This is a genomic window from Streptomyces sp. NPDC102490, from assembly GCF_044765285.1.
Taxonomy (GTDB): Bacteria; Actinomycetota; Actinomycetes; order Streptomycetales; family Streptomycetaceae; genus Streptomyces.
On the sequence record NZ_JBIWJU010000007.1, the window covers coordinates 215106 to 234163 of the forward strand.

At 73.5% G+C, this 19058-nt stretch carries 16 protein-coding genes and 1 pseudogene; 7 read left to right on the top strand and 10 right to left on the bottom strand.

Annotated features, from left to right (window positions below; all coding sequences use genetic code 11):
• Positions 1 to 29: 29 nt before the first annotated feature.
• Entirely contained in the window at positions 30 to 3323 is a 3294-nt protein-coding gene (locus tag ACIRGB_RS17880) for a S8 family serine peptidase (RefSeq protein ID WP_403865336.1), read from the top strand.
• A 69-nt stretch (positions 3324 to 3392) separates the two neighbouring features.
• Here the strand turns inward: ACIRGB_RS17880 and ACIRGB_RS17885 are convergent, their stop codons facing one another.
• Together ACIRGB_RS17885 and ACIRGB_RS17890 are read right to left on the bottom strand one after the other, a co-directional pair.
• Entirely contained in the window at positions 3393 to 4130 is a 738-nt protein-coding gene (locus ACIRGB_RS17885) for a hypothetical protein (protein ID WP_403865339.1), read from the bottom strand.
• Between the two features lies 1 nt (position 4131).
• Positions 4132 to 4662, bottom strand: coding sequence for an RNA polymerase sigma factor (locus tag ACIRGB_RS17890; protein ID WP_403865342.1), 531 nt, complete (start codon positions 4660 to 4662; stop codon positions 4132 to 4134).
• A gap of 272 nt (positions 4663 to 4934) precedes the next feature.
• Between ACIRGB_RS17890 and ACIRGB_RS17895 the strand changes: the two genes are divergently transcribed.
• Together ACIRGB_RS17895 and ACIRGB_RS17900 are read left to right on the top strand one after the other, a co-directional pair.
• Positions 4935 to 5954, top strand: a complete 1020-nt coding sequence (locus ACIRGB_RS17895) for an aspartate-semialdehyde dehydrogenase (protein ID WP_403865345.1) — start codon at positions 4935 to 4937, stop codon at positions 5952 to 5954.
• A gap of 124 nt (positions 5955 to 6078) precedes the next feature.
• Positions 6079 to 7326 (top strand): TerD family protein, encoded by a 1248-nt coding sequence (locus ACIRGB_RS17900; protein WP_403865348.1) that lies wholly within the window; start codon positions 6079 to 6081, stop codon positions 7324 to 7326.
• 12 nt (positions 7327 to 7338) lie between these two features.
• Here the strand turns inward: ACIRGB_RS17900 and ACIRGB_RS17905 are convergent, their stop codons facing one another.
• Complete coding sequence (locus tag ACIRGB_RS17905; RefSeq protein WP_403865351.1) at positions 7339 to 7815, bottom strand: DUF1203 domain-containing protein; 477 nt, start codon at positions 7813 to 7815, stop codon at positions 7339 to 7341.
• A gap of 112 nt (positions 7816 to 7927) precedes the next feature.
• On the opposite strand from ACIRGB_RS17905, the gene pepN reads away from it, so the two are divergent.
• The gene (gene pepN / locus ACIRGB_RS17910) at positions 7928 to 10507 is read left to right on the top strand and encodes an aminopeptidase N (RefSeq protein WP_403865354.1); all 2580 of its coding nucleotides are present in this window, start codon (positions 7928 to 7930) and stop codon (positions 10505 to 10507) included.
• A 237-nt stretch (positions 10508 to 10744) separates the two neighbouring features.
• On the opposite strand, the gene ACIRGB_RS17915 is transcribed toward pepN, so the two are convergent.
• The 3 genes from ACIRGB_RS17915 to ACIRGB_RS17925 are packed head-to-tail and all read right to left on the bottom strand — an operon-like array spanning position 10745 to position 13596.
• On the bottom strand, positions 10745 to 11647 hold the full coding sequence (locus ACIRGB_RS17915; protein ID WP_403865357.1) for a LysR family transcriptional regulator: 903 nt from the start codon (positions 11645 to 11647) through the stop codon (positions 10745 to 10747).
• A gap of 9 nt (positions 11648 to 11656) precedes the next feature.
• The gene (locus ACIRGB_RS17920; RefSeq protein ID WP_403865360.1) at positions 11657 to 12601 is read right to left on the bottom strand and encodes a DMT family transporter; all 945 of its coding nucleotides are present in this window, start codon (positions 12599 to 12601) and stop codon (positions 11657 to 11659) included.
• 32 nt (positions 12602 to 12633) lie between these two features.
• On the bottom strand, positions 12634 to 13596 hold the full coding sequence (locus ACIRGB_RS17925; RefSeq protein WP_403865363.1) for an EamA family transporter: 963 nt from the start codon (positions 13594 to 13596) through the stop codon (positions 12634 to 12636).
• A 131-nt stretch (positions 13597 to 13727) separates the two neighbouring features.
• On the opposite strand from ACIRGB_RS17925, the gene ACIRGB_RS17930 reads away from it, so the two are divergent.
• On the top strand, positions 13728 to 14249 hold the full coding sequence (locus tag ACIRGB_RS17930; protein WP_403865366.1) for a MarR family winged helix-turn-helix transcriptional regulator: 522 nt from the start codon (positions 13728 to 13730) through the stop codon (positions 14247 to 14249).
• Between the two features lie 89 nt (positions 14250 to 14338).
• Here ACIRGB_RS17930 and ACIRGB_RS17935 read toward each other — a convergent pair whose 3' ends face one another.
• The 3 genes from ACIRGB_RS17935 to ACIRGB_RS17945 form a co-directional block, all read right to left on the bottom strand.
• Entirely contained in the window at positions 14339 to 14632 is a 294-nt protein-coding gene (locus tag ACIRGB_RS17935) for a hypothetical protein (RefSeq protein ID WP_403865369.1), read from the bottom strand.
• An 85-nt stretch (positions 14633 to 14717) separates the two neighbouring features.
• Positions 14718 to 16829 carry a 4-alpha-glucanotransferase gene (gene malQ, locus ACIRGB_RS17940; protein WP_403865372.1) on the bottom strand — a complete coding sequence of 704 codons (2112 nt, stop codon included), beginning with the start codon at positions 16827 to 16829 and terminating at the stop codon, positions 14718 to 14720.
• A 9-nt stretch (positions 16830 to 16838) separates the two neighbouring features.
• Positions 16839 to 17150 carry a hypothetical protein gene (locus tag ACIRGB_RS17945; RefSeq protein WP_403865375.1) on the bottom strand — a complete coding sequence of 104 codons (312 nt, stop codon included), beginning with the start codon at positions 17148 to 17150 and terminating at the stop codon, positions 16839 to 16841.
• A 399-nt stretch (positions 17151 to 17549) separates the two neighbouring features.
• On the opposite strand from ACIRGB_RS17945, the pseudogene ACIRGB_RS17950 reads away from it, so the two are divergent.
• Positions 17550 to 17750, top strand: a pseudogene (locus ACIRGB_RS17950) (SAM-dependent methyltransferase); the annotation flags it as partial.
• A gap of 57 nt (positions 17751 to 17807) precedes the next feature.
• Positions 17808 to 18392 (top strand): Uma2 family endonuclease, encoded by a 585-nt coding sequence (locus ACIRGB_RS17955; RefSeq protein ID WP_403865378.1) that lies wholly within the window; start codon positions 17808 to 17810, stop codon positions 18390 to 18392.
• Between the two features lie 27 nt (positions 18393 to 18419).
• Here ACIRGB_RS17955 and ACIRGB_RS17960 read toward each other — a convergent pair whose 3' ends face one another.
• Complete coding sequence (locus tag ACIRGB_RS17960) at positions 18420 to 18956, bottom strand: HNH endonuclease (protein WP_403865382.1); 537 nt, start codon at positions 18954 to 18956, stop codon at positions 18420 to 18422.
• Positions 18957 to 19058 lie beyond the last annotated feature (102 nt).

Here is a 19058-nt window from a genome sequence, read left to right on the forward strand (position 1 = left end):
CGCTCGTTCCTTCACCTCAAGGGATGCCGATGACCCACAGCCCCCAGCGCGAACCGATACCGGGCGCGAGACGCACGGCCCGCCTGGCCGTCGCCACGGGCCTCGTCGCCGCGCTCGCCGCGGTCGGGCCCGTGCCCGTGGCCCTCGCCGCCGACGGCCCGGCGACGACCGCGCCTCCCGCCGACACCTCCGTCAAGTCCGCCCACGACAAGCTCGGTTCCCACGACGCCGACCTGCTCGCCGAGGCGAAGGCCGACGGCCGGAAGAACGTCACGATGATGGTCGCCACCGCGCCGGGCCGGACCGAGCAGGTGGCGAAGGAGCTGGACGCGGTCGAAGGCGGCACCGTCGGCCGCACCTACGACAAGCTGGGTTACGTACGCGCCACGGTGCCCACCGCCAAGGCGGACTCGGCCATCGCCGCCGCCGCGAAGCTCTCCTCCGTCAACGGCATCGACCTGCGCGACGAGATCCCGCTGGACGACCCGACGCCGAGCGCGGACACGGCCGAGGGCGCCGCGCACCGGGGCCGTTCCTACCCGGCGCCGAACCGCTGGACCCCGGCCGAGAACCCCTACAACCCGTCCTTCGAGACGGGCGCCGTCGACTTCGTGAAGAAGAACCCGACGTCGGACGGCCGCGGCGTCACCATCGGCATCCTCGACTCGGGCGTCGACCTCGGCCACCCGGCGCTGCGGAAGACCACCACCGGCGAGCGCAAGATCGTCGACTGGGTCACCGCGACCGACCCGGTCGTCGACGGCGACCGCACCTGGCGCCCGATGACCACCTCCGTCTCCGGGCCCACCTTCACCTACGGCGGGCAGACCTGGACGGCGCCCGCGGGCTCGTACCGGGTCAGCACCTTCCTGGAGTCGTACACCACCGGCGGTGACGCCGCGGGCGACGCCAACCGGGACGGCGACACCACCGACTCCTGGGGCGTCCTGTACGACGCGCAGGCCGGCACGGTCCGCGTCGACCTGGACAACAACCACGACTTCTCCGACGACACCCCGATGAAGCCCTACAAGGACGGCTTCCAGGTCGGGTACTTCGGCACCGACGACCCGAAGACGGACGTGGCCGAGCGCCAGCCCTTCGTGGTCGAGATCCGCAAGGACGTCGTCGGCTCCGCCGGCACCAGGACCGACTTCGTCAACATCGGCGTCATCGAGTCCGAGCACGGCACGCACGTCGCCGGACTCGCCGCCGCCAACGGGCTGTTCGGCGGCCGGATGGACGGCGCCGCCCCCGGCGCGCAGATCGTCTCCTCCCGGGCCTGCACCTGGAGCGGCGGCTGCACCAACATCGCGCTGACCGAGGGCATGATCGACCTCGTCGTCAACCGCGGCGTCGACATCGTCAACATGTCGATCGGCGGCCTGCCCGCCCTCAACGACGGCAACAACGCCCGCGCCGAGCTGTACACCCGCCTCATCGACACCTACGGCGTGCAGCTGGTCATCTCCGCGGGCAACTCGGGCCCCGGCGCCAACACCATCGGCGACCCCGGCCTGGCCGACAAGGTGATCTCGGTCGGCGCCTCCATCTCCCGCGAGACCTGGGCCGCCAACTACGGCTCCGCGGTGCAGACCAAGTACCAGATGATGCCGTTCTCCTCGCGCGGCCCGCGTGAGGACGGCGGCTTCACGCCGACGCTGACCGCGCCCGGCGCCGCGGTCAACTCCATCCAGACCTGGATGCCCGGCGCCCCGGTCCCGGAGGCGGGCTACGACCTGCCCGCCGGCTACGGCATGCTCCAGGGCACCTCGATGGCGTCCCCGCAGGCCGCCGGCGCCTCGGCGCTGCTCCTGTCGGCGGCGAAGCAGGCCCGCATCGACCTCACCCCGGCGAAGCTGCGCACGGCGCTGACCTCCACGGCCGACCACATCAAGGGCGTGCAGGCGTACGAGGAGGGCGCGGGTCTGATCGACATCCCCGACGCCTGGAAGTCGATCCGGCGCGGCGCCGACGCCCACGAGTACACGGTCAAGGCGCCGGTCGACACCGCGATCGACGAGGCCCTGGCGACCCCGGGACACGGCACCGGCCTCTACGACCGCGAGGGCGGCCTGAAGGCCGGGCAGAAGAAGACGTACGCGATCACGCTCACGCGTACCTCGGGACCGGACCGGGCGATCCGGCACGAGCTGGAGTTCGAGAACAACGCGGGGCACACCTTCCGCGTCGTCGGCCGGGACGAAGTGCGGCTGCCGCTGAACGAGCCGGTCACCGTCCACGTCGAGGCGCGGCCCGGCTCCGCCGGTCTCAAGAGCGCGATCCTGGAGGTGGACGACCCGCGCACCGAAGGGGTCGACCAGCAGGTCCTGACCACGGTCGTGGTCGCCGCACCGCTGAAGTACACCTTCTCCGCGAAGAGCTCGGTACAGCGCAACGCCACCACGTCGTACTTCGTGACCGTCCCCGAGGGCGCGAAGGCACTGGAGGTGGCGATCGGCGGGCTCAAGGAGAAGAGCCAGACCCGGTTCATCTCCCTGCACCCGTACGGCGTCCCCGTGGACAACACCTCCACGCCGTACTGCTACAACAACTACCTCGACGGCAACGGCTGCCGCCCCGACGTGCGCGCGTACGCCGACCCGCAGCCCGGCGTCTGGGAGGTCGAGGTCGAGGCCCGGCGGACCTCGCCGCTCCTCGACAACCCCTACACGCTGGACGTCACCGTGCTCGGCGCGGACTTCGCACCGGAGGTCGTCACGGTGCCCGAGGCCAAGGCCGGCACCCCGGCCGACGCCTCCTGGACGGTGACCAACCGGTACGCCCCGCTCGACGGCAAGCTGGTCGGCGGCCCGCTCGGCTCCTCCGAGACGTCCCGCCCGACGATCAAGCAGGGTGAGACGGCCACCTCCACGGTCGAGGTGCCCGCGGGCGCCGAGTCGCTGGACGTCGCCATCGGGGGCGTCTCCGACGCGGCCGCCGACCTGGACCTGACGGTCTACGACAAGAACGGCGCCGTCGTCGCCCAGTCCGCCGACGGCGACTCGGAGGAGTCGGTCTCCCTCGCCAAGCCGGCCGCCGGTACGTACACCGTCAAGGTCGCGGGCTACTCGGTGCCCTCGGGCAGCACGGAGTACGACTACCGGGACGTGTACTTCGCCGACACCCTCGGCTCGGTCACGGTGGACGGCTCGGCGCCGGTGAAGCTCGGCACGGACGACTCGGCGACCGTCTCCGGCAGCGTCACGGCCCTGGCCGCCGCCCCCGAGGGCCGCGAGTTCTTCGGCCGGGTCCAGTTGGTCAACGCCCACGGCACGGTCGCGGGCCTCGGCAGCGTGCGGATCGGGAAGGTCGTGCCGTAGTCCGGTGCGGTACGGGGAGGGGCGGGCACGCCGGGTCGGGCGCCCGCCCTTCCGTGTGGTCCGGCGTGGTCAGTCGCAGGTGAGGGTGCGGGACTCGGACAGGGAGGCGGTGACCCGGGAGCGGGCGGTGGCGATGTTCCGGTCGCCGGTGATCACCGTGTCCGCGGTGGGCCGGTCCCGGAGGACACCGGCGAGGACCCGGTCGCCGGGGCGGAGGGTGGCCAGGGCGTCGTCCAGGACGAACGCCGTCGGCCCGGTGCTCCCCTCCGGCACGTAGGCGCGGGTCACCCGGAGCGTGACCCGGTGCTGTGGCGCCCCCGTCACGGCTTCGACGCCGGTCACCGTGCCCTCGGCGACCAGCCGGGCGCAGGCGAGGTAGCGGGGGGTGCCGAAGACCGCGTCGGCCTCCTGGCCCGCGGACAGGCTGTCCGGCCGCGCCGCGGACTTGTCGGCCGCGCTGCCGCCCGCCGCGTCCTCGGAGGCACCGCTGCCGCTCTGCACGACCAGCCAGCCCAGGCCCGTGACGACGACCCCCGCGCAGGCCGCCGCGAGGACGCCCAGGGCGAGGCGGAAGGGACGGCGGCGCGGTGCCGGGGCCCGGACCGGTGCCGGAGCCGGGCGCTCTTCCGGAACGGCGTCGGCCAGGGCGTCGCCGAGCAGGTTCAGCTGCTCCCGCAGCAGCGCCACGTCGGCCGTCGCCGACCGGTACGCGCCGTGGGCGTCCGCGCCCGCGTCCGGCGGCAGCGGTTCGCCCGTGATCGCGGCCATCAGCGCGTCGTATCCACCGGGGTGCTGTTCGGCGGCCATCTCACACCACCTCGTCCTCGTGCAGGCGGGCGCGCAGGGCCCGTACCGCCGTGTGCAGCCTGCTCTTGACCGTGCCCTCGGGGATGCCCAGCTCCTCGGCGATGCCGCGCACCGGCAGATCGGCGTAGAAGCGCAGGACGAGGACCTGGCGCTGGGCGTCCGGCAGCTCGTCCAGGCCCTGTGCGACGGCGAGGGACAGGACGCTGCTGTCCTCGTCGCCGGGGTGCTCCGTCGGGCGCAACGCGGCCAGGCGTTCCCCGAGCCGGTCCTGGCGGCGCCGGGCCCGGTGCCAGTCCATGGCCAGGTTGGAGGCGACGACCGCCGCCCAGGCGGACACGTCACGCGGCGCCTCGCGGCCACTGGCCGTCTGCTCGAGCAGCCGCAGCCGGACCTGCTGCACCCCGTCCGGCAGGTCCGTCTGCGGCACCCCGCCCAGGGCGAGCACCGCCCGCACCCGGCGTTCCTGTGCCGCGTCCAGGGGGTCGTCGCGTACCTCGTCCCCCTGGCCGCGGCGGGCCTTCCTGCGCAGCAAAGCCACCCCTCCCCCGGGCCACGTTTCCCCTAGGACGCGCGAGGCGGCCGAAACGTTCGCCCGCGCGGCCGCCTTTCGGCGCGAGGCGTACGTCACATCGTCGTGTGGGGCGCGAAGGGATGGGCAGGGGCGGACCGAGCCTTGGCGTCCCAAGGCGCGGGCACACCGCGCAAAGGATTGGACAGGCGGGCCGGGCTTCGCCCCATGATGGAAAAGTCTCGGCCGAGCACAGCGCGCGTGAGGACACGCGCACGAACGGAGAAGGAGTCACCGTGAGGGTCGGAATCGTCGGAGCCACCGGTCAGGTGGGCACGGTCATGCGCAGGATCCTCACGGAGCGCGACTTTCCGGTCACCGAGCTGCGCCTGTTCGCCTCCGCGCGCAGCGCCGGCAAGGAGCTGGACGGGGTGACGGTGGAGGACGCGGCCACCGCCGACTACTCCGGGCTGGACATCGTGCTGTTCTCCGCGGGCGGTGCCACCTCCAAGGCGCTGGCCGAAAAGGTCGCCTCCCAGGGCGCCGTCGTGATCGACAACTCCTCCGCGTGGCGCCGCGACCCCGAGGTGCCGCTGGTGGTGTCCGAGGTGAACCCGCACGCGATCGCCGACCGCCCCAAGGGCATCATCGCCAACCCGAACTGCACCACGATGGCCGCGATGCCGGTGCTGCGTCCGCTGCACGCGGAGGCGGGGCTCGAAGCCCTCGTCGTCGCCACCTATCAGGCCGTGTCGGGTTCCGGCCTGGCCGGGGTGGACGAGCTGTTCGAGCAGGTCCAGAAGGTGGGCGCGGACGCCCCCAAGCTGACCCACGACGGTTCGGCGGTGGAGTTCCCGAAGCCGGACAAGTACGTGGCGCCGATCGCGTACAACGTGCTGCCGCTGGCCGGGTCCATCGTGGACGACGGCCTGCACGAGACGGACGAGGAGCAGAAGCTCCGCAACGAGTCCCGCAAGATCCTGGAGATCCCGGAGCTGAAGGTGTCCGGCACCTGTGTGCGCGTGCCCGTCTTCAGCGGCCACTCCCTCCAGATCAACGCCCGCTTCGCCCGCCCGATCAGCGTGGAGCGCGCCAAGGAGCTGCTGGCCGGTGCCCCCGGCGTGGCGCTGACCGAGGTGCCGACCCCGCTGGAGGCGGCCGGCCAGGACCCGTCGTACGTGGGCCGTATCCGCCGGGACGAGACCGTGGACAACGGCCTCGCCCTGTTCGTCTCCAACGACAACCTGCGCAAGGGCGCGGCCCTGAACGCGGTGCAGATCGCGGAGCTGGTGGCGGCGGAGCTGTCCGCCAAGTAGTCCACCGCTTCCCAGGGGGCGGTCACCCGGTACGGGGTGGCCGCCCCCTCCCGTGTGACGCCCGCTCGATGCGGAGTGTGGCAATCCGCCCCGCCCGTCGTGCCGATCATGTGAAGATCACGCCATGACGGTGATGACGAAGGGCGGCAATCTGCCCGTTCCCGCGGCCACCCTCCAGGTGGCGGTGACCTGGCGGCAGGGCGCCCAGGTGCCGGACGTGGACGTTTCGGCCCTGCTGCTCGACGCGACGGGCCGGGTCCGCTCGGACGCCGACCTCGTCTTCTACAACCAGCCGGCGCACCCGTCGGGCGCCGTGCGCCACCTGGGCAAGGGCCAGGGGGCCGACGGCACGGGCGCCGACTGGCTGTGGCTGGACCTCGCGGCCGTCGAACTCGGCATGGACCGGGTCGTGGTGGCCGCGTCCACCGACGCGGGAACGTTCGGGCAGGTGCCCTTCCTGGATGTCCGGGTCGCTCTGCCGGACGGGCAGCAGGTCGCGTCCTTCACGATCGGGGACGCCTCGACGGAGACCGCGTTCGTCTTCGGCGAGTTCTACCGCAGGAACGGCGGCTGGAAGTTCCGCGCGGTGGGGCAGGGGTACGCCTCGGGTCTCGCCGGGCTCGCCACGGACTTCGGCATCTCGGTCGCCGAGGACCCGCAGCCGGTGCCCATGGCCCCGGCCCCCGCGCCCCCTCCTCCCCTGCCACCGGCCCCTTTGGCCTCTTACGCCCCTCCGGCGGCGCCCCCGCACGCGGCACCGGTCGCCGCGTCCTTCCCGGCCCCGCCCGCCGACCGCCTGGCCTCCGAGCTGGCGCTCTCCTTCCCGCCGTTCACGCACCACGCCTCGGGCAAGGAGCGCGTCACCTGCCCGCCGAACCTGCCGCCCGGCGCCCGCGTGGTCGTCGAGATCGAGTGCAGGGACAGCATCTCGGTGCACATCGACTCCTGTGACGCGTACGGACGCGCCGACCAGGATCTGCTGTCGACGTACGAGGACGAGGTCCACGCCCGCACGTTCGCCACCGTCCCCGAGGACCGCCCGCTGTCCCTGGTGGTGCGCGCCGACACGCCCTGGACGCTGCGGGTGCTGCCGCTCGCCCATGCCCGGCGCCTGGTGCACAGTCTCAACGGCAGGGGTCCGGACCTGCTGGTGTACGAGGGTGCCGCGGGCGTGCTGTCCTTCGTCCACCAGGGACAGAGCAACTTCGTCGTCTGGCACTACTTCACCTCGGACGACCCCGAGTGGCAGGACGACGAGGAGGACCTCCTCGTCAACGAGGTCGGCCGCCTCGACGTACTGGCTCCCGTCCGGGCCCCCGGTCTCCTGCGCGTCGAGGCCGACGGCCCCTGGCGGATCGGGGTGGGCGGCTGAGGCGGCCGGGACTCAGCCGCGGCGCACCTCGTACAGGAAGCAGCCGTACTCGACGGCCCGGACGTGGACGAACGCCACGGCCGGGTCGTCGAACGCTTCCCGGAGGGCGGGTGCGAAGGCGCCGGGGTCCTCGACCAGCCGCCCGCCCAGGATGTTCCCGTGCGCGGAGTAGCGGCGCAGGACGCGGTGCGAGTGGGTGAAGGGGAGCGCGTCCGTCTCCGGTCCCGCGCAGTCCTCGGCGTGGACGAAGACGGGGCCCTGCTCGTCGTACGGGCCCGGGTCGGCGCCCGTCTCCGCCGCCCAGCGGCGCAGCGGGGCGTAGGAGACGAGCGCGATCCGCTCACCCGCGCGACTGTGGCGCAGGCAGCAGCGCAGGGGCGCGCCGCCCTCGTCGTCGGTGAAGGGTGCGGGGACGCGGCCCGCGTCGTCGGTGGCGCGCAGTTCCTTGAGGACGCCCGGCGGGATGGGGTGTGCGGTGTGGCCGTTCATGGGTCCAGGCTCGCGCGCGCCCGGCCCGTGCACCGGCGGGAAACGGACATCGCGTTGGGCGCGGGTCCCGTGGAAGGATGGCGCAACCCACACATAACGAGGAGATGACCGCGTGCCTGGCACAAACCTGACTCGCGAAGAGGCGCGGCAGCGGGCGACGCTGCTGACCGTTGACTCGTACGAGATCGATCTCGACCTCACCGGCGCGCAGGAGGGCGGGACCTACCGGTCCGTGACCACGGTGCGCTTCGACGTCGCCGAGGGCGGCGGCGAGTCCTTCATCGACCTGGTCGCGCCGACGGTCCACGAGGTGACGCTGAACGGCGACGCCCTCGACCCCGCCGAGGTGTTCCAGGACTCCCGCATCGCCCTGCCGGGCCTGCTGCCGGGGCGCAACATCCTGCGCGTGGCCGCGGACTGCGCGTACACCAACACCGGCGAGGGCCTGCACCGGTTCGTCGACCCGGTGGACGACCAGGCGTACCTGTACACGCAGTTCGAGGTGCCGGACGCGCGCCGCGTCTTCGCGAGCTTCGAGCAGCCGGACCTGAAGGCGACGTTCCAGTTCACCGTGAAGGCCCCGGAGGGCTGGACGGTCATCTCCAACTCGCCCACGCCCGAGCCGAAGGACAACGTCTGGGAGTTCGAGCCGACCCCGCGCATCTCGTCGTACATCACGGCGCTGATCGTCGGCCCGTACCACTCGGTGCACAGCGTGTACGAGAAGGACGGCCAGTCCGTGCCGCTCGGCATCTACTGCCGTCCCTCGCTGGCCGAGCACCTCGACGCGGACGCCATCTTCGAGGTGACCCGGCAGGGGTTCGACTGGTTCCAGGAGAAGTTCGACTACCCGTACCCCTTCAAGAAGTACGACCAGCTCTTCGTGCCGGAGTTCAACGCGGGCGCGATGGAGAACGCGGGCGCGGTCACCATCCGGGACCAGTACGTGTTCCGCTCGAAGGTGACGGACGCCGCGTACGAGGTGCGGGCGGCGACGATCCTGCACGAGCTGGCGCACATGTGGTTCGGCGACCTGGTCACCATGGAGTGGTGGAACGACCTGTGGCTGAACGAGTCGTTCGCCACCTACGCCGAGGCCGCCTGCCAGGCCGCCGCGCCGGGCTCGAAGTGGCCGCACTCGTGGACGACGTTCGCCAACCAGATGAAGACCTGGGCGTACCGGCAGGACCAGCTGCCGTCCACGCACCCGATCATGGCGGACATCAGCGACCTGGACGACGTGCTCGTCAACTTCGACGGCATCACGTACGCCAAGGGCGCGAGCGTGCTCAAGCAGCTCGTGGCGTACGTCGGTGAGGAGGCGTTCTTCCAGGGCGTGCAGGCGTACTTCAAGCGGCACGCGTTCGGCAACACCCGTCTGTCCGACCTGCTGGGCGCGCTGGAGGAGACCTCGGGCCGCGACCTGAAGACCTGGTCGAAGGCGTGGCTGGAGACGGCCGGCATCAATGTGCTGCGCCCGGAGATCGAGACGGACGCGAACGGTGTCATCACCTCCTTCGCCGTCCGCCAGGAGGCCCCGGCGCTCCCCGCCGGCGCCAAGGGCGAGCCCACCCTCCGTCCCCACCGCATCGCGATCGGCGCCTACGACCTCGACGGCGACGGCAAGCTGGTGCGCGGGGACCGCGTCGAGCTGGACGTGGACGGCGAGCTGACGGACGTACCGCAGCTGGTGGGCAAGGCCCGTCCGGCGGTGCTGCTCCTGAACGACGACGACCTGTCGTACGCCAAGGTCCGCCTGGACGAGCAGTCGCTGGCCGTCGTCACCGAGCACCTGGGCGACTTCACGGAGTCCCTCCCCCGCGCCCTGTGCTGGGCGTCGGCGTGGGACATGACCCGGGACGCGGAGCTGGCGACCCGGGACTACCTGTCGCTGGTGCTGTCCGGCATCGGCAAGGAGTCCGACATCGGTGTCGTGCAGTCGCTGCACCGCCAGGTGAAGCTGGCCATCGACCAGTACGCCGCCCCGGCCGCCCGCGAGACGCTGCTCGCCCGCTGGACCGAGGCCACGCTGGCCCACCTGCGCGCCGCCGAGGCGGGCAGCGACCACCAGCTGGCGTGGGCGCGGGCGTTCGCGGCGACGGCCAGGACGCCGGAGCAGCTGGACCTCCTGGACGCGCTGCTCGACGGCACGCAGACCATCGAGGGCCTGGCCGTCGACACGGAGCTGCGCTGGGCGTTCGTGCAGCGGCTCGCGGCCGTGGGCCGGTTCGGCGGCTCCGAGATCGCGGCCGAGTACGAGCGGGACAAGACCGCGGCCGGTGAGCGCCACGCGGCCACCGCGCGGGCGGCCCGTCCGACCGAGGCGGCCAAGGCGGAGGCCTGGGAGTCGGTCGTGGAGTCCGACAAGCTGCCGAACGCCGTCCAGGAGGCGGTCATCGCCGGCTTCGTCCAGACCGACCAGCGCGAGCTGCTGGCGTCGTACACGGAGCGGTACTTCGAGGCGCTGAAGGGCGTCTGGGAGTCCCGCTCGCACGAGATGGCACAGCAGATCGCGGTCGGCCTGTACCCGGCGGTGCAGGTGTCCCAGGAGACCCTGGACCGCACGGACGCCTGGCTGGCCTCCGCCGAGCCGAACGCGGCCCTGCGCCGCCTGGTCTCGGAGTCCCGCTCCGGCATCGAACGCGCCCTGCGCGCCCAGGCGGCGGACGCGGCGGCAGCGGCGGCCGAGTAACCGGTCAGTACGCACGAGGGGGCGCCCGGTGCCCGCACCACGCCGGACGCCCCCTCACGTGCGCTCGGGCGGGCGGCGTTCAGTCGCGGGCGTCCGCCGCCGCACGCAGGGCCGTGAGGGCGGTGGCGACGGCGGGGGCCTCCTCCGCCTCCCCGGCGTACCGCCGTCGGTACGCAGGAGGGGGCGCCCGGTGCGCGTGAAGCGCCGGACGCCCCTCGCGTGCGCTCGGGCGGGCGTTCAGGCGCGGGTGTCCGCCGCCGCACGCAGCGCCGCGAGGAGGGTGGCGACCGCGGGGGCCTCCTCCGCCCCCTTGCGTACGGCGGCGACGACGTGGCGGACGGGGCGGTCCGCGTGCAGTTCGCGCATCGCCACTCCGTCCCGGGGCACGGCCGCCATGCGCGGTACCAGGGCGACGCCCATGCCCGCCTCGACCATGGCGAGGATCGCCGGCCAGCCGGCCGCCGCGTGGCCCTGGTGGGGCCGGAACCCGGCGGCCTCGCAGGCTCCGCGGGTGATGTCGGACCAGGGCCCGCTGCCGCCGAAGATCCACGGTTCGGCGGCGAGGTCGGCCAGCCGCAGCCGCTCCGCGCGGGCCAGCGGGTGGTCGCCGGGCAGGGCGACGTCCAGCGGGTCGGCGAGCAGCGGGACGCGGGTGAAGCGCGGGTCGACGACGCTCGGCGCCTGCGCGGCCAGCGACAGCGCGAGGTCCACCTCCCCGGCGGCCAGCAGCTCGTACGCCTCCTGCGCCTCGGCCTCCCGCACCCGCACCGCGATCCCCGGGCGGGTGGCGCGCAGGGCGGTGACGGCCGGTACGACCAGGGCGGGTACGGCGGTGGAGAAGGCGCCGACCCGGACCTCGCCCGCCTCCCCGCGGATATGGGCCGCCAACTCCGCGTCGGCGCGTTCCAGTTGCTCGAACACCGCCTCGGCGTGCCGCAGCACCAGCCGGGCCGCGTCCGTCAGCCGGACCCTTCTGCCGTGGGCCTGGAGCAGCTCCACCCCGAGCTGTCTGGAGAGGTTCGTCAGCTGCTGGGAGACGGCGGACGGCGTCATGTGCAGCGCCTCGGCCGTCGCGGTCACCGTGCCCCTCTCGCGCAGCGTCCGCAGGATCTTCAGCTTGCGGATGTCCCAGTCGGCCATGGCGGCAACCTACCGGCGGGCCCCCGCGCCGAGGACGACGCCGCCGAGGATCAGCGCCATGCAGCCCGCCTGCGTCCAGCCGGTCGGTTCGGCGAGCAGCGCCCAGGACAGCAGGGCGACGCACACCGGCTGGAGGTAGTAGACGACCCCGGCGCGGGACGGTCCGATCAGGGAGATCGCCTTGTTCCAGGCGAAGAAGGCGACGGCGGAGGAGGCGACGCCGACGTACAGCAGCGGCCAGACGGTGTCCGCCGTCGGCCGGAAGCCGCCCTGGACGGCGAGGCTGACGCCCTGTGCGGGCAGCAGCAGGACCGTGCCGAACAGGAACGTGGTGAACAGGAACCCCGCCCCGTCCAGCCCTTCGGGCCTGCGGCGCAGCAGCGCGCTGTAGGACCCGAAGCAGCAGGCGGCGGCGATCATCCACAGGTCGCCGGCCGAGAAGGACGCCCCGTCCCCGCCGACGAGCAGCAGGACGCCCGCGCAGGCGACGACCAGCCCGGCGATCCGGCGGCCGCCGAGCCGCACGCCGCCCGCCCGTTCGTACAGGGCCATGAGCACCGGGGACGCCGCCATGATCATTCCCATGTTGGCGGCGGGGGTGGTGACGCCGGCCTGGTTGACGAGGGTGTTGTAGACGGTCACGCCGAGCAGGGAGGCGAGGACCACGAAGCCGAGGTGGCGCCGGATCAGGGCGCGCTGCCGCCAGGCCCGCCGGGCGCCGAAGGGGGCGACGACGGCGAGGGCCACCACCCAGCGCCAGAACGCGTGCTGGACGGGCGGCACGCTGTCGCCGAGGGCCCGCGAGGTGACGAAGCTGCCGGACCAGACGAGGGTGGCGAGGACGGCGAGCGCGAGCCCGAGGGCGACGGGCGCCGTCGGGCTCGCCCCGGTGGTCCGCCGGGGAGTGGTCCTGGGGGTGTTCCGGGTGGTGTCGGGGCGGGCGGCTGCGGCCACGAAGGTCCTTTCCTGGTCGGGGGCTGGTGCGGCTACCGTCGCAGGGCCGGACCCGTCAGGTCCATCGAAACTTTCCGACCGTTCTGTGAAGCAGAACTGAAAGGTGGAGCGCTGACGACGGCCACCCGCGTGCGCGCCGCCCGCTGCCCCGCGAGGGCCGCTCCGAACGCCAGCGCCATGCCGGCCAGTTGCACCGGCCCGAGGGCCTCGCCGAGCGCCGCCCAGCCGATCACGGCGGCGGTGAGCGGGGAGAGCGGGCCGAGGAAGGTGACCTGGGTGGCGGAGAGCCGGCCGATGCCGCGGAACCAGAGCCAGTACGCCAGTGCCGTGTTGGCCAGCGCCAGGTAGAGGTAGCCGCCGATCGCCGGGCCGTCCAGGGCGGGCGGGGCGCCCTCGACCAGCAGCGCGAGCGGCGCGATGAGCAGGCCGCCCGCGGTCAGCTGCCAGCCGGTGAGCGCGAGCGGTCCGACGCCGTCGGGGCGGCCCCAGCGCCCCGCGAGCACGGTGCCGGTGGACATGGCGGCGGTGGAGGCGACGGCCGCCAGCACACCGAGCGGGTCCAGCCCCCCGGCCGCCTCCAGCACCACCAGGCTGACGCCGAACGCGGCGACGACACCGGTGAGCACGGACCGGGTGGTGGGGCGCTGCCCGAGCAGCAGGGCCGAGAGCCCGACGACGAGCAGCGGGCCGACCGAGCCGACGACGGCGGCCATCCCGCCCGGCATCCGGTAGGCGGCGAGGAACAGCAGCGGGAAGAAGGCCCCGATGTTCAGCGCGCCGAGCACCGCCGCCTTCACCCACCAGACACCGCGCGGCAGCACCCGGGCGAGGGCGAGCAGCAGCAGACCGGCAGGCAGGGCGCGCATCAGCCCGGTGAACAGGGGCCGGTCGGGCGGCAGGAACTCGGTGGTCACGGCGTAGGTGCTGCCCCAGGAGACGGGGGCGAGGGCGGTGAGCGCGATGACGGCGGTGCGGGCGGTGCGGGCGGCGGCCATGAGGGCACCCTTCGGAGGGCGAGAAAGAAGCTCGGCAGGCAGTAGCTTAGCTCGTAAGTAGCTTACTTCTAAGCTAGTTTCCGTCAAGCCACTTTCTTGCGGCCGAGTGGAATCGCCTCGATACTCGTGCCATGACTGAACGCCCCGAGCCGCGGTCCGAGCCGCGCAAGGACCCCGTGGACGTGATCATCGACCAGTGGGCGGCGGTGCGGCCCGACCTGGACACGGCCGGCATGGAGGTGTTCGGCCGGATCTTCCGGCTGGCGCGCGCGATGGGCGACCGGATGGAGCAGGCGTACGCGCGCTTCGGCATCTCGCGCGGCGAGTTCGACGCCCTGGCCACCCTGCGCCGCTCCGGCGAGCCGTACACGCTCTCCCCGCGGCAGCTCTCGGCCACGCTGATGCTCACCACCGGCGGCATGACCGGCCGGCTGGACAAGCTGGAGCGGGCGGGGCTGCTGCGCCGCTCCCCCGACCCGCACGACCGCCGGGGGCTGCACGTCACGCTCACGGAACGGGGGCTCCGGCTGATCGACGAGGCGGTCGGCGCGGGCCTCGACGCCCAGTCAGAGGCGCTGGCCTCCCTCGACGCGGAACGGGCGGGTCAGCTGGCCGGCCTGCTGCGGGACCTGCTCGCCGCCACGGAGAAGTAGGGCCCGTCCTCGTAGAACGCCGAAGGGCGCCGTCCCCGTCCGCATACGCGCGGTGGGGGCGGCGCCCTCGGTGAAGCGGGAGCGGGAGGTCAGGCCTTCGCGCCGACCTTGGCCTTGGTCTTCGCCTTGGTCTTCGTGCCGGGAGTCGACACCCGGTGGTCCGGGTGGGACCGGTCCAGGACCATGACCAGGCCCGCGATGACCGCGAACAGCGCGAGCGGGGCCAGGACGTAGAGGCCCAGCGTCTCGACGACGCTCAGGCCGGTGCCGGGGTCGTCGCCGTCGTCGCGCGTCAGCGCGAGCGCGGGGGACGACATGAGCAGCATCATCAGCGTCGTACCGGCTGCCAGGGCGCCGGCGCGCAGGGCGTTCTTCTTGTCCACGGTGCAAAGTTAGCGAACGGTCCCGGCGGCCGCGCGCCCGGGGTGCCGTACGGGGCCCGCGGACGCCCCGGCGCGGCCGCCCCGTTCACCCCTCCCGGTCGCCGTCCCCTTCCCGTACGACGTCGATCAGGGCGCGCAGGCGGGGCGAGGCGGCCAGGTCCTCCAGCGTCACCGGCCGGCCCTCGGCGTCGGCGACGGGCAGCCGCCAGTTCGGGTACTGGTCCCAGGTGCCGGGCAGGTTCTGCGGGCGGCGGTCGCCGACGGCGTCCGGGAGCCAGATGCCGACCATGCGGGCGGGGGTGCGCAGCAGGAAGCGGTGCACGGCCTGGATCTCCGCCTCCTCGGCGGGCGTTCCGGTGTCGCCGCCGGTGCCGTGCAGCAGGCCGAGCCGGGCCAGGACGTCGAGCCACTCCGCGGTGTCCGCGGCGGCCTCGGCGCGCTCCTCCTCCAGCGGGCGGGTGAGCAGGCCGAGCCGGGCGCGGAGTTCGACGTGTTCTCCGGTGAGGCGGGCGGCGGTGGACGGCAGGTCGTGGGTGGTGGCGGTGGCCAGGCAGTCGGCGCGCCACCGCTCGGGGGGCAGGGGGCGGCCGTCGCCGGTCCAGTCCCGTTCGAACCACAGCACCGAGGTGCCCAGCACTCCGCGCTCGCGCAGCGCCTCGCGGACACCGGGCTCCACGGTGCCCAGGTCCTCGCCGATGACGACGCCGGCGGCCCGGGCCGCCTCCAGGACGAGGACGGCGAGCATGGCCTCGGCGTCGTAGTGGACGTAGGTGCCCTCGGTGGGCGGCCGGCCCTCGGGCACCCACCAGAGCCGGAACAGGCCCATGACGTGGTCGACGCGCAGGGCTCCGGCGTACCGGAAGAGACCGCGCAGCAGCCCCCGGAAGGGCGCGTACCCGGACGCGGCGAGGCGGTCCGGACGCCAGGGCGGCAGACCCCAGTCCTGGCCGCGGGAGTTGAAGGCGTCCGGCGGCGCGCCCACCGACATCCCGGCGGCGAAGTACTCCTGCTGCGCCCAGGAGTCGGCGCCGCGCGGGTGCACGCCGACGGCGAGGTCGTGGACGATCCCGACCGGCATGCCCGCCTCGCGGGCGGTGCGCTGGGCGGCGGTCAGCTGGGTGTCGGCGAGCCAGGTGAGCCGGGAGTGGAAGTCGACCCGGTCCATCAGCTCGCGGCGGGCGCGGTCGGTCTCGGCCGAGCGGGGGTCGCGCAGCCCCTCGGGCCACCGGTGCCAGTCGGCGCCGTGGACCTCGGCGAGCGCGCACCAGGTGGCGTGGTCCTCCAGGGCGGTGCCCTGTTCGGCGAGGTAGTCGCAGTAGGCGGCGCGGCGGCCGGGGCCGAGGGGGACCTCGTGGAGCAGTGCGAGGGCGTCGCGCTTCAGCTCCCAGACGGCGTCCCGGTCGATGAGGGCGCCCTTGTCCAGGACGCCCTCGCGCAGCCGCGCGGCCCGTTCCCGCAGGGACCGGGCGCGCTCGTGGTCGGTGACGTACGCGAACTCGGGCACGTCCTCGATCCGCAGGTGCACCGGGTCGGGGAAGCGGCGCGAGGACGGCCGGTAGGGGGAGGGGTCGGTGGGGGCACCGGGCACGGCCGCGTGCAGCGGGTTGACCTGGACGAATCCGGCGCCCAGGGAGCGTCCGGCCCAGGCGGCCAGCTCGCCGAGGTCGCCGAGGTCGCCCATGCCCCAGGAGCGGCGGGACAAGAGGGAGTAGAGCTGGACGAGGAGCCCGTGGGAGCGGACGGCGGGGGTGGGCAGCCGCGCGGGCGCGACGATCAGGTGGGCCTCGGCGGTGCGCCCGTCGGGCGCGGTGGCGGTCAGCCGGTGCACCCCGTGCGGAAGCCGCTCGGCGCCGTCGTGGCGCTCGCCCTGCTCGGTGTCGACGCGCAGCCGGGTGCCCGCGGGCAGGGCGGACAGGGCGGCCGGGGTGGCGCCGCCGTCCCAGCGGACGACGGTGGGCGGCAGCAGCCGTTCGCGCAGCTCGCTCTCGCGGGCGGCGAGCGCGGCCCGTACGGCTCCGGGACTGCTCGCGTCCACGCCGAGGGCGGCCAGCGCGAGGGTCACGGCGGTGGCCGAGGCGGGGACGGTGCGGTCCGGGGAGGGGCGGTAGGAGGTGGCGACGCCGTGCAGGGCGGCGAGCCTGGTCAGATCCTCGGGAAGGTCTTCGGCGGGGGGCTCGGCCGACTGGGCTGCGGGCATCTGCTTCCTCTACGACCGCGTGGATTCCGGGACGGGGACGGCGAAGGAGGGGCCGCCCTGCTCCGGCACGTCGGCCGTGAGTTCGGGCGAGGACTCGCTGGTCAGCGGTACGGCGTCGGCGAACGGCGACTCGCTGGTGAGGGGCTCGGCGTCGGGCAGCGGCGGTTCGCTGGTCAGCGGGGCCTCGGCGCAGCTGCCGGTGGCGCCGAAGACGCAGTAGTGCGGGGTCGCGGAGGCGGCGGAGGGCTCCGCCCAGGGGGTGGACGGCTCCGCCACGGGTTTGGAGGGGGCCGGCAGCAGAAGGGGCGCCAGTGCAGCCACGGGGGTCTCCTTTGGATCAGACTCTGGTTCGGACGCGGGATCAAGCTCGGGATCAAGCTCTGGTTCGGACTCTGGGTCGGGCGTGGTGTCGAGCACGCTTGCGGCGAGTTACGCCAGCCCCTACCCAGTCCACGCGAGGACAGACGCCCCAATACCGCCAACGTGGCCCTGGTCACACCCGCCCTCTCCTGAATGCATACGGATCCGGCCAAAAAATCACCTAACCCGCGCACGGTTCGCCCAAACCGGTCAGGATGACCCGCCGCGCACGCGGTCAGGTCTCGACTCCGCTCAGGACGAACGGTCGAAGGAAGCACATGACGTCACTGCCCCATCGACTCGTCCAGGCCCTCAACCGGTTCAACGCCACGCACCCCTGGGACCACAACGCCCACTACCGCGGTCCTCCCCAACGCCGCCATCGGGTGGCTCAGGAACAGGGGCCGGAACGCCGTCCCGCCCACCTCGGTGACCGCCCGGACTCGACCGGCCGACATGGCGTTCTCCGACATCGCCGCAGCGGCACGCGCGGTTCTGCCCGGAGCCCGACCGCACCGCCGCCTCTTCTGGCGTTACTCCCTCACCTGGCGCCGCCCCTGACCGGCGGGATCTCCCCTACGCTGAGTGTGTGGACCCCCGCAGATACGGAGGAGCCTTGTGACCGTGACCGCCGACAGGCCGCAGATGCTCATCACCGAGTTCGAGGAACTCGCCCGCCACGCCGACCGGAGCATAGAAGGCGCGCGGCTCGAGTTCATCAACGGACATCTTGGGGGGAAGGCCGTGCCCGACGGCGACCACGGACGTGTCATCCAGTGGCTGACACGCATCTGCATGCAGCAGCGCCCCGACCTGTGGCTGGATCCGACGCAGGGGCTGGTGGTCGAGGCATACCGAGGCGGCCGCGCCCGGCCGGACGGCTCACTGGCCCCGGCGGAAGCCTTCGTCGGCCAGGGCGAATGGGCCGACCCCGCCCCCGTCCTCATGGTCGTCGAGGTCACCTCGTACGACTCGGACACCGACCGGCGCGGCCGGGTCGACAAGCCCCGGGCCTATGCGGAGACGGGCATCCCGGTGTACCTGCTCATCGACCGGGACACCTGCGAGGTCAAGGTGCACAGCCGCCCGGACGGGGGACGGTACGAGACCGTGCAGACGCTGCCCTTCGGCAAGGAGGTCGCGCTGCCCGAGCCGGCCGGGATCGTCCTGGACACCGAGCCGCTGAAGAACTGGGTGCGCTGACCCGGAGCAAGCGGGAGGCCCGGAGCGTCAGGCGGAGATGCCGTCGATCCGGGCCATGGCGTCGTCCGCGCCGTACGGCTGCAAGTACGGCAGCCAGCGCGGGTCCCGGTGCCCGGTGCCGATGATGCGCCAGGCCAGGCCGGTGGGCGGGGCCGGTTTGTGGCGCAGGCGCCAGCCCAGTTCGACCAGGTGGCGGTCGGCCTTGACGTGGTTGCAGCGGCGGCAGGACGCCACCACGTTGTCCCACGCGTGCAGGCCCCCGCGGCTGCGCGGGACGACGTGGTCGACGCTGGTGGCGACGGCGCCGCAGTACATGCAGCGGCCTCCGTCGCGGGCGAACAGGGCACGGCGGGTGAGCGGGACGGGGCCGCGGTAGGGCACCCGCACGAATCGCTTGAGCCGGACCACGCTGGGTGCGGGCACGGTGACGGTCGCGCTGTGCAGATAGGCGCCGGACTCCTCGAGGCACACGGCCTTGTTCTCCAGGACGAGGACGAGCGCGCGGCGGAGCGGTACGACGCCGAGTGGCTCGTACGACGCGTTGAGGACCAGGACATGCGGCACGGGTGCCTCCTTGGGCGTCGGCGGCGCGTGGCTCGCGCCGGGACGATCTGGTTCAGTCTCCCCTCATGCCTGGTCGTAGCGCCACCATGTCCCGGTAACGGG

What these genes read in the sequence shown, in the direction of transcription:
- ACIRGB_RS17880 (WP_403865336.1), top strand. Translation starts at nt 30, where the DNA reads ATGACCCACAGCCCCCAGCGCGAACCGATACCGGGCGCGAGACGCACG.
- ACIRGB_RS17885 (WP_403865339.1), bottom strand. Translation starts at nt 4,130, where the DNA reads ATGGCCGCCGAACAGCACCCCGGTGGATACGACGCGCTGATGGCCGCG.
- ACIRGB_RS17900 (WP_403865348.1), top strand. Translation starts at nt 6,079, where the DNA reads ATGACGGTGATGACGAAGGGCGGCAATCTGCCCGTTCCCGCGGCCACC.
- ACIRGB_RS17905 (WP_403865351.1), bottom strand. Translation starts at nt 7,815, where the DNA reads ATGAACGGCCACACCGCACACCCCATCCCGCCGGGCGTCCTCAAGGAA.
- ACIRGB_RS17915 (WP_403865357.1), bottom strand. Translation starts at nt 11,647, where the DNA reads ATGGCCGACTGGGACATCCGCAAGCTGAAGATCCTGCGGACGCTGCGC.
- ACIRGB_RS17925 (WP_403865363.1), bottom strand. Translation starts at nt 13,596, where the DNA reads ATGGCCGCCGCCCGCACCGCCCGCACCGCCGTCATCGCGCTCACCGCC.
- ACIRGB_RS17930 (WP_403865366.1), top strand. Translation starts at nt 13,728, where the DNA reads ATGACTGAACGCCCCGAGCCGCGGTCCGAGCCGCGCAAGGACCCCGTG.
- malQ (WP_403865372.1), bottom strand. Translation starts at nt 16,829, where the DNA reads ATGCCCGCAGCCCAGTCGGCCGAGCCCCCCGCCGAAGACCTTCCCGAG.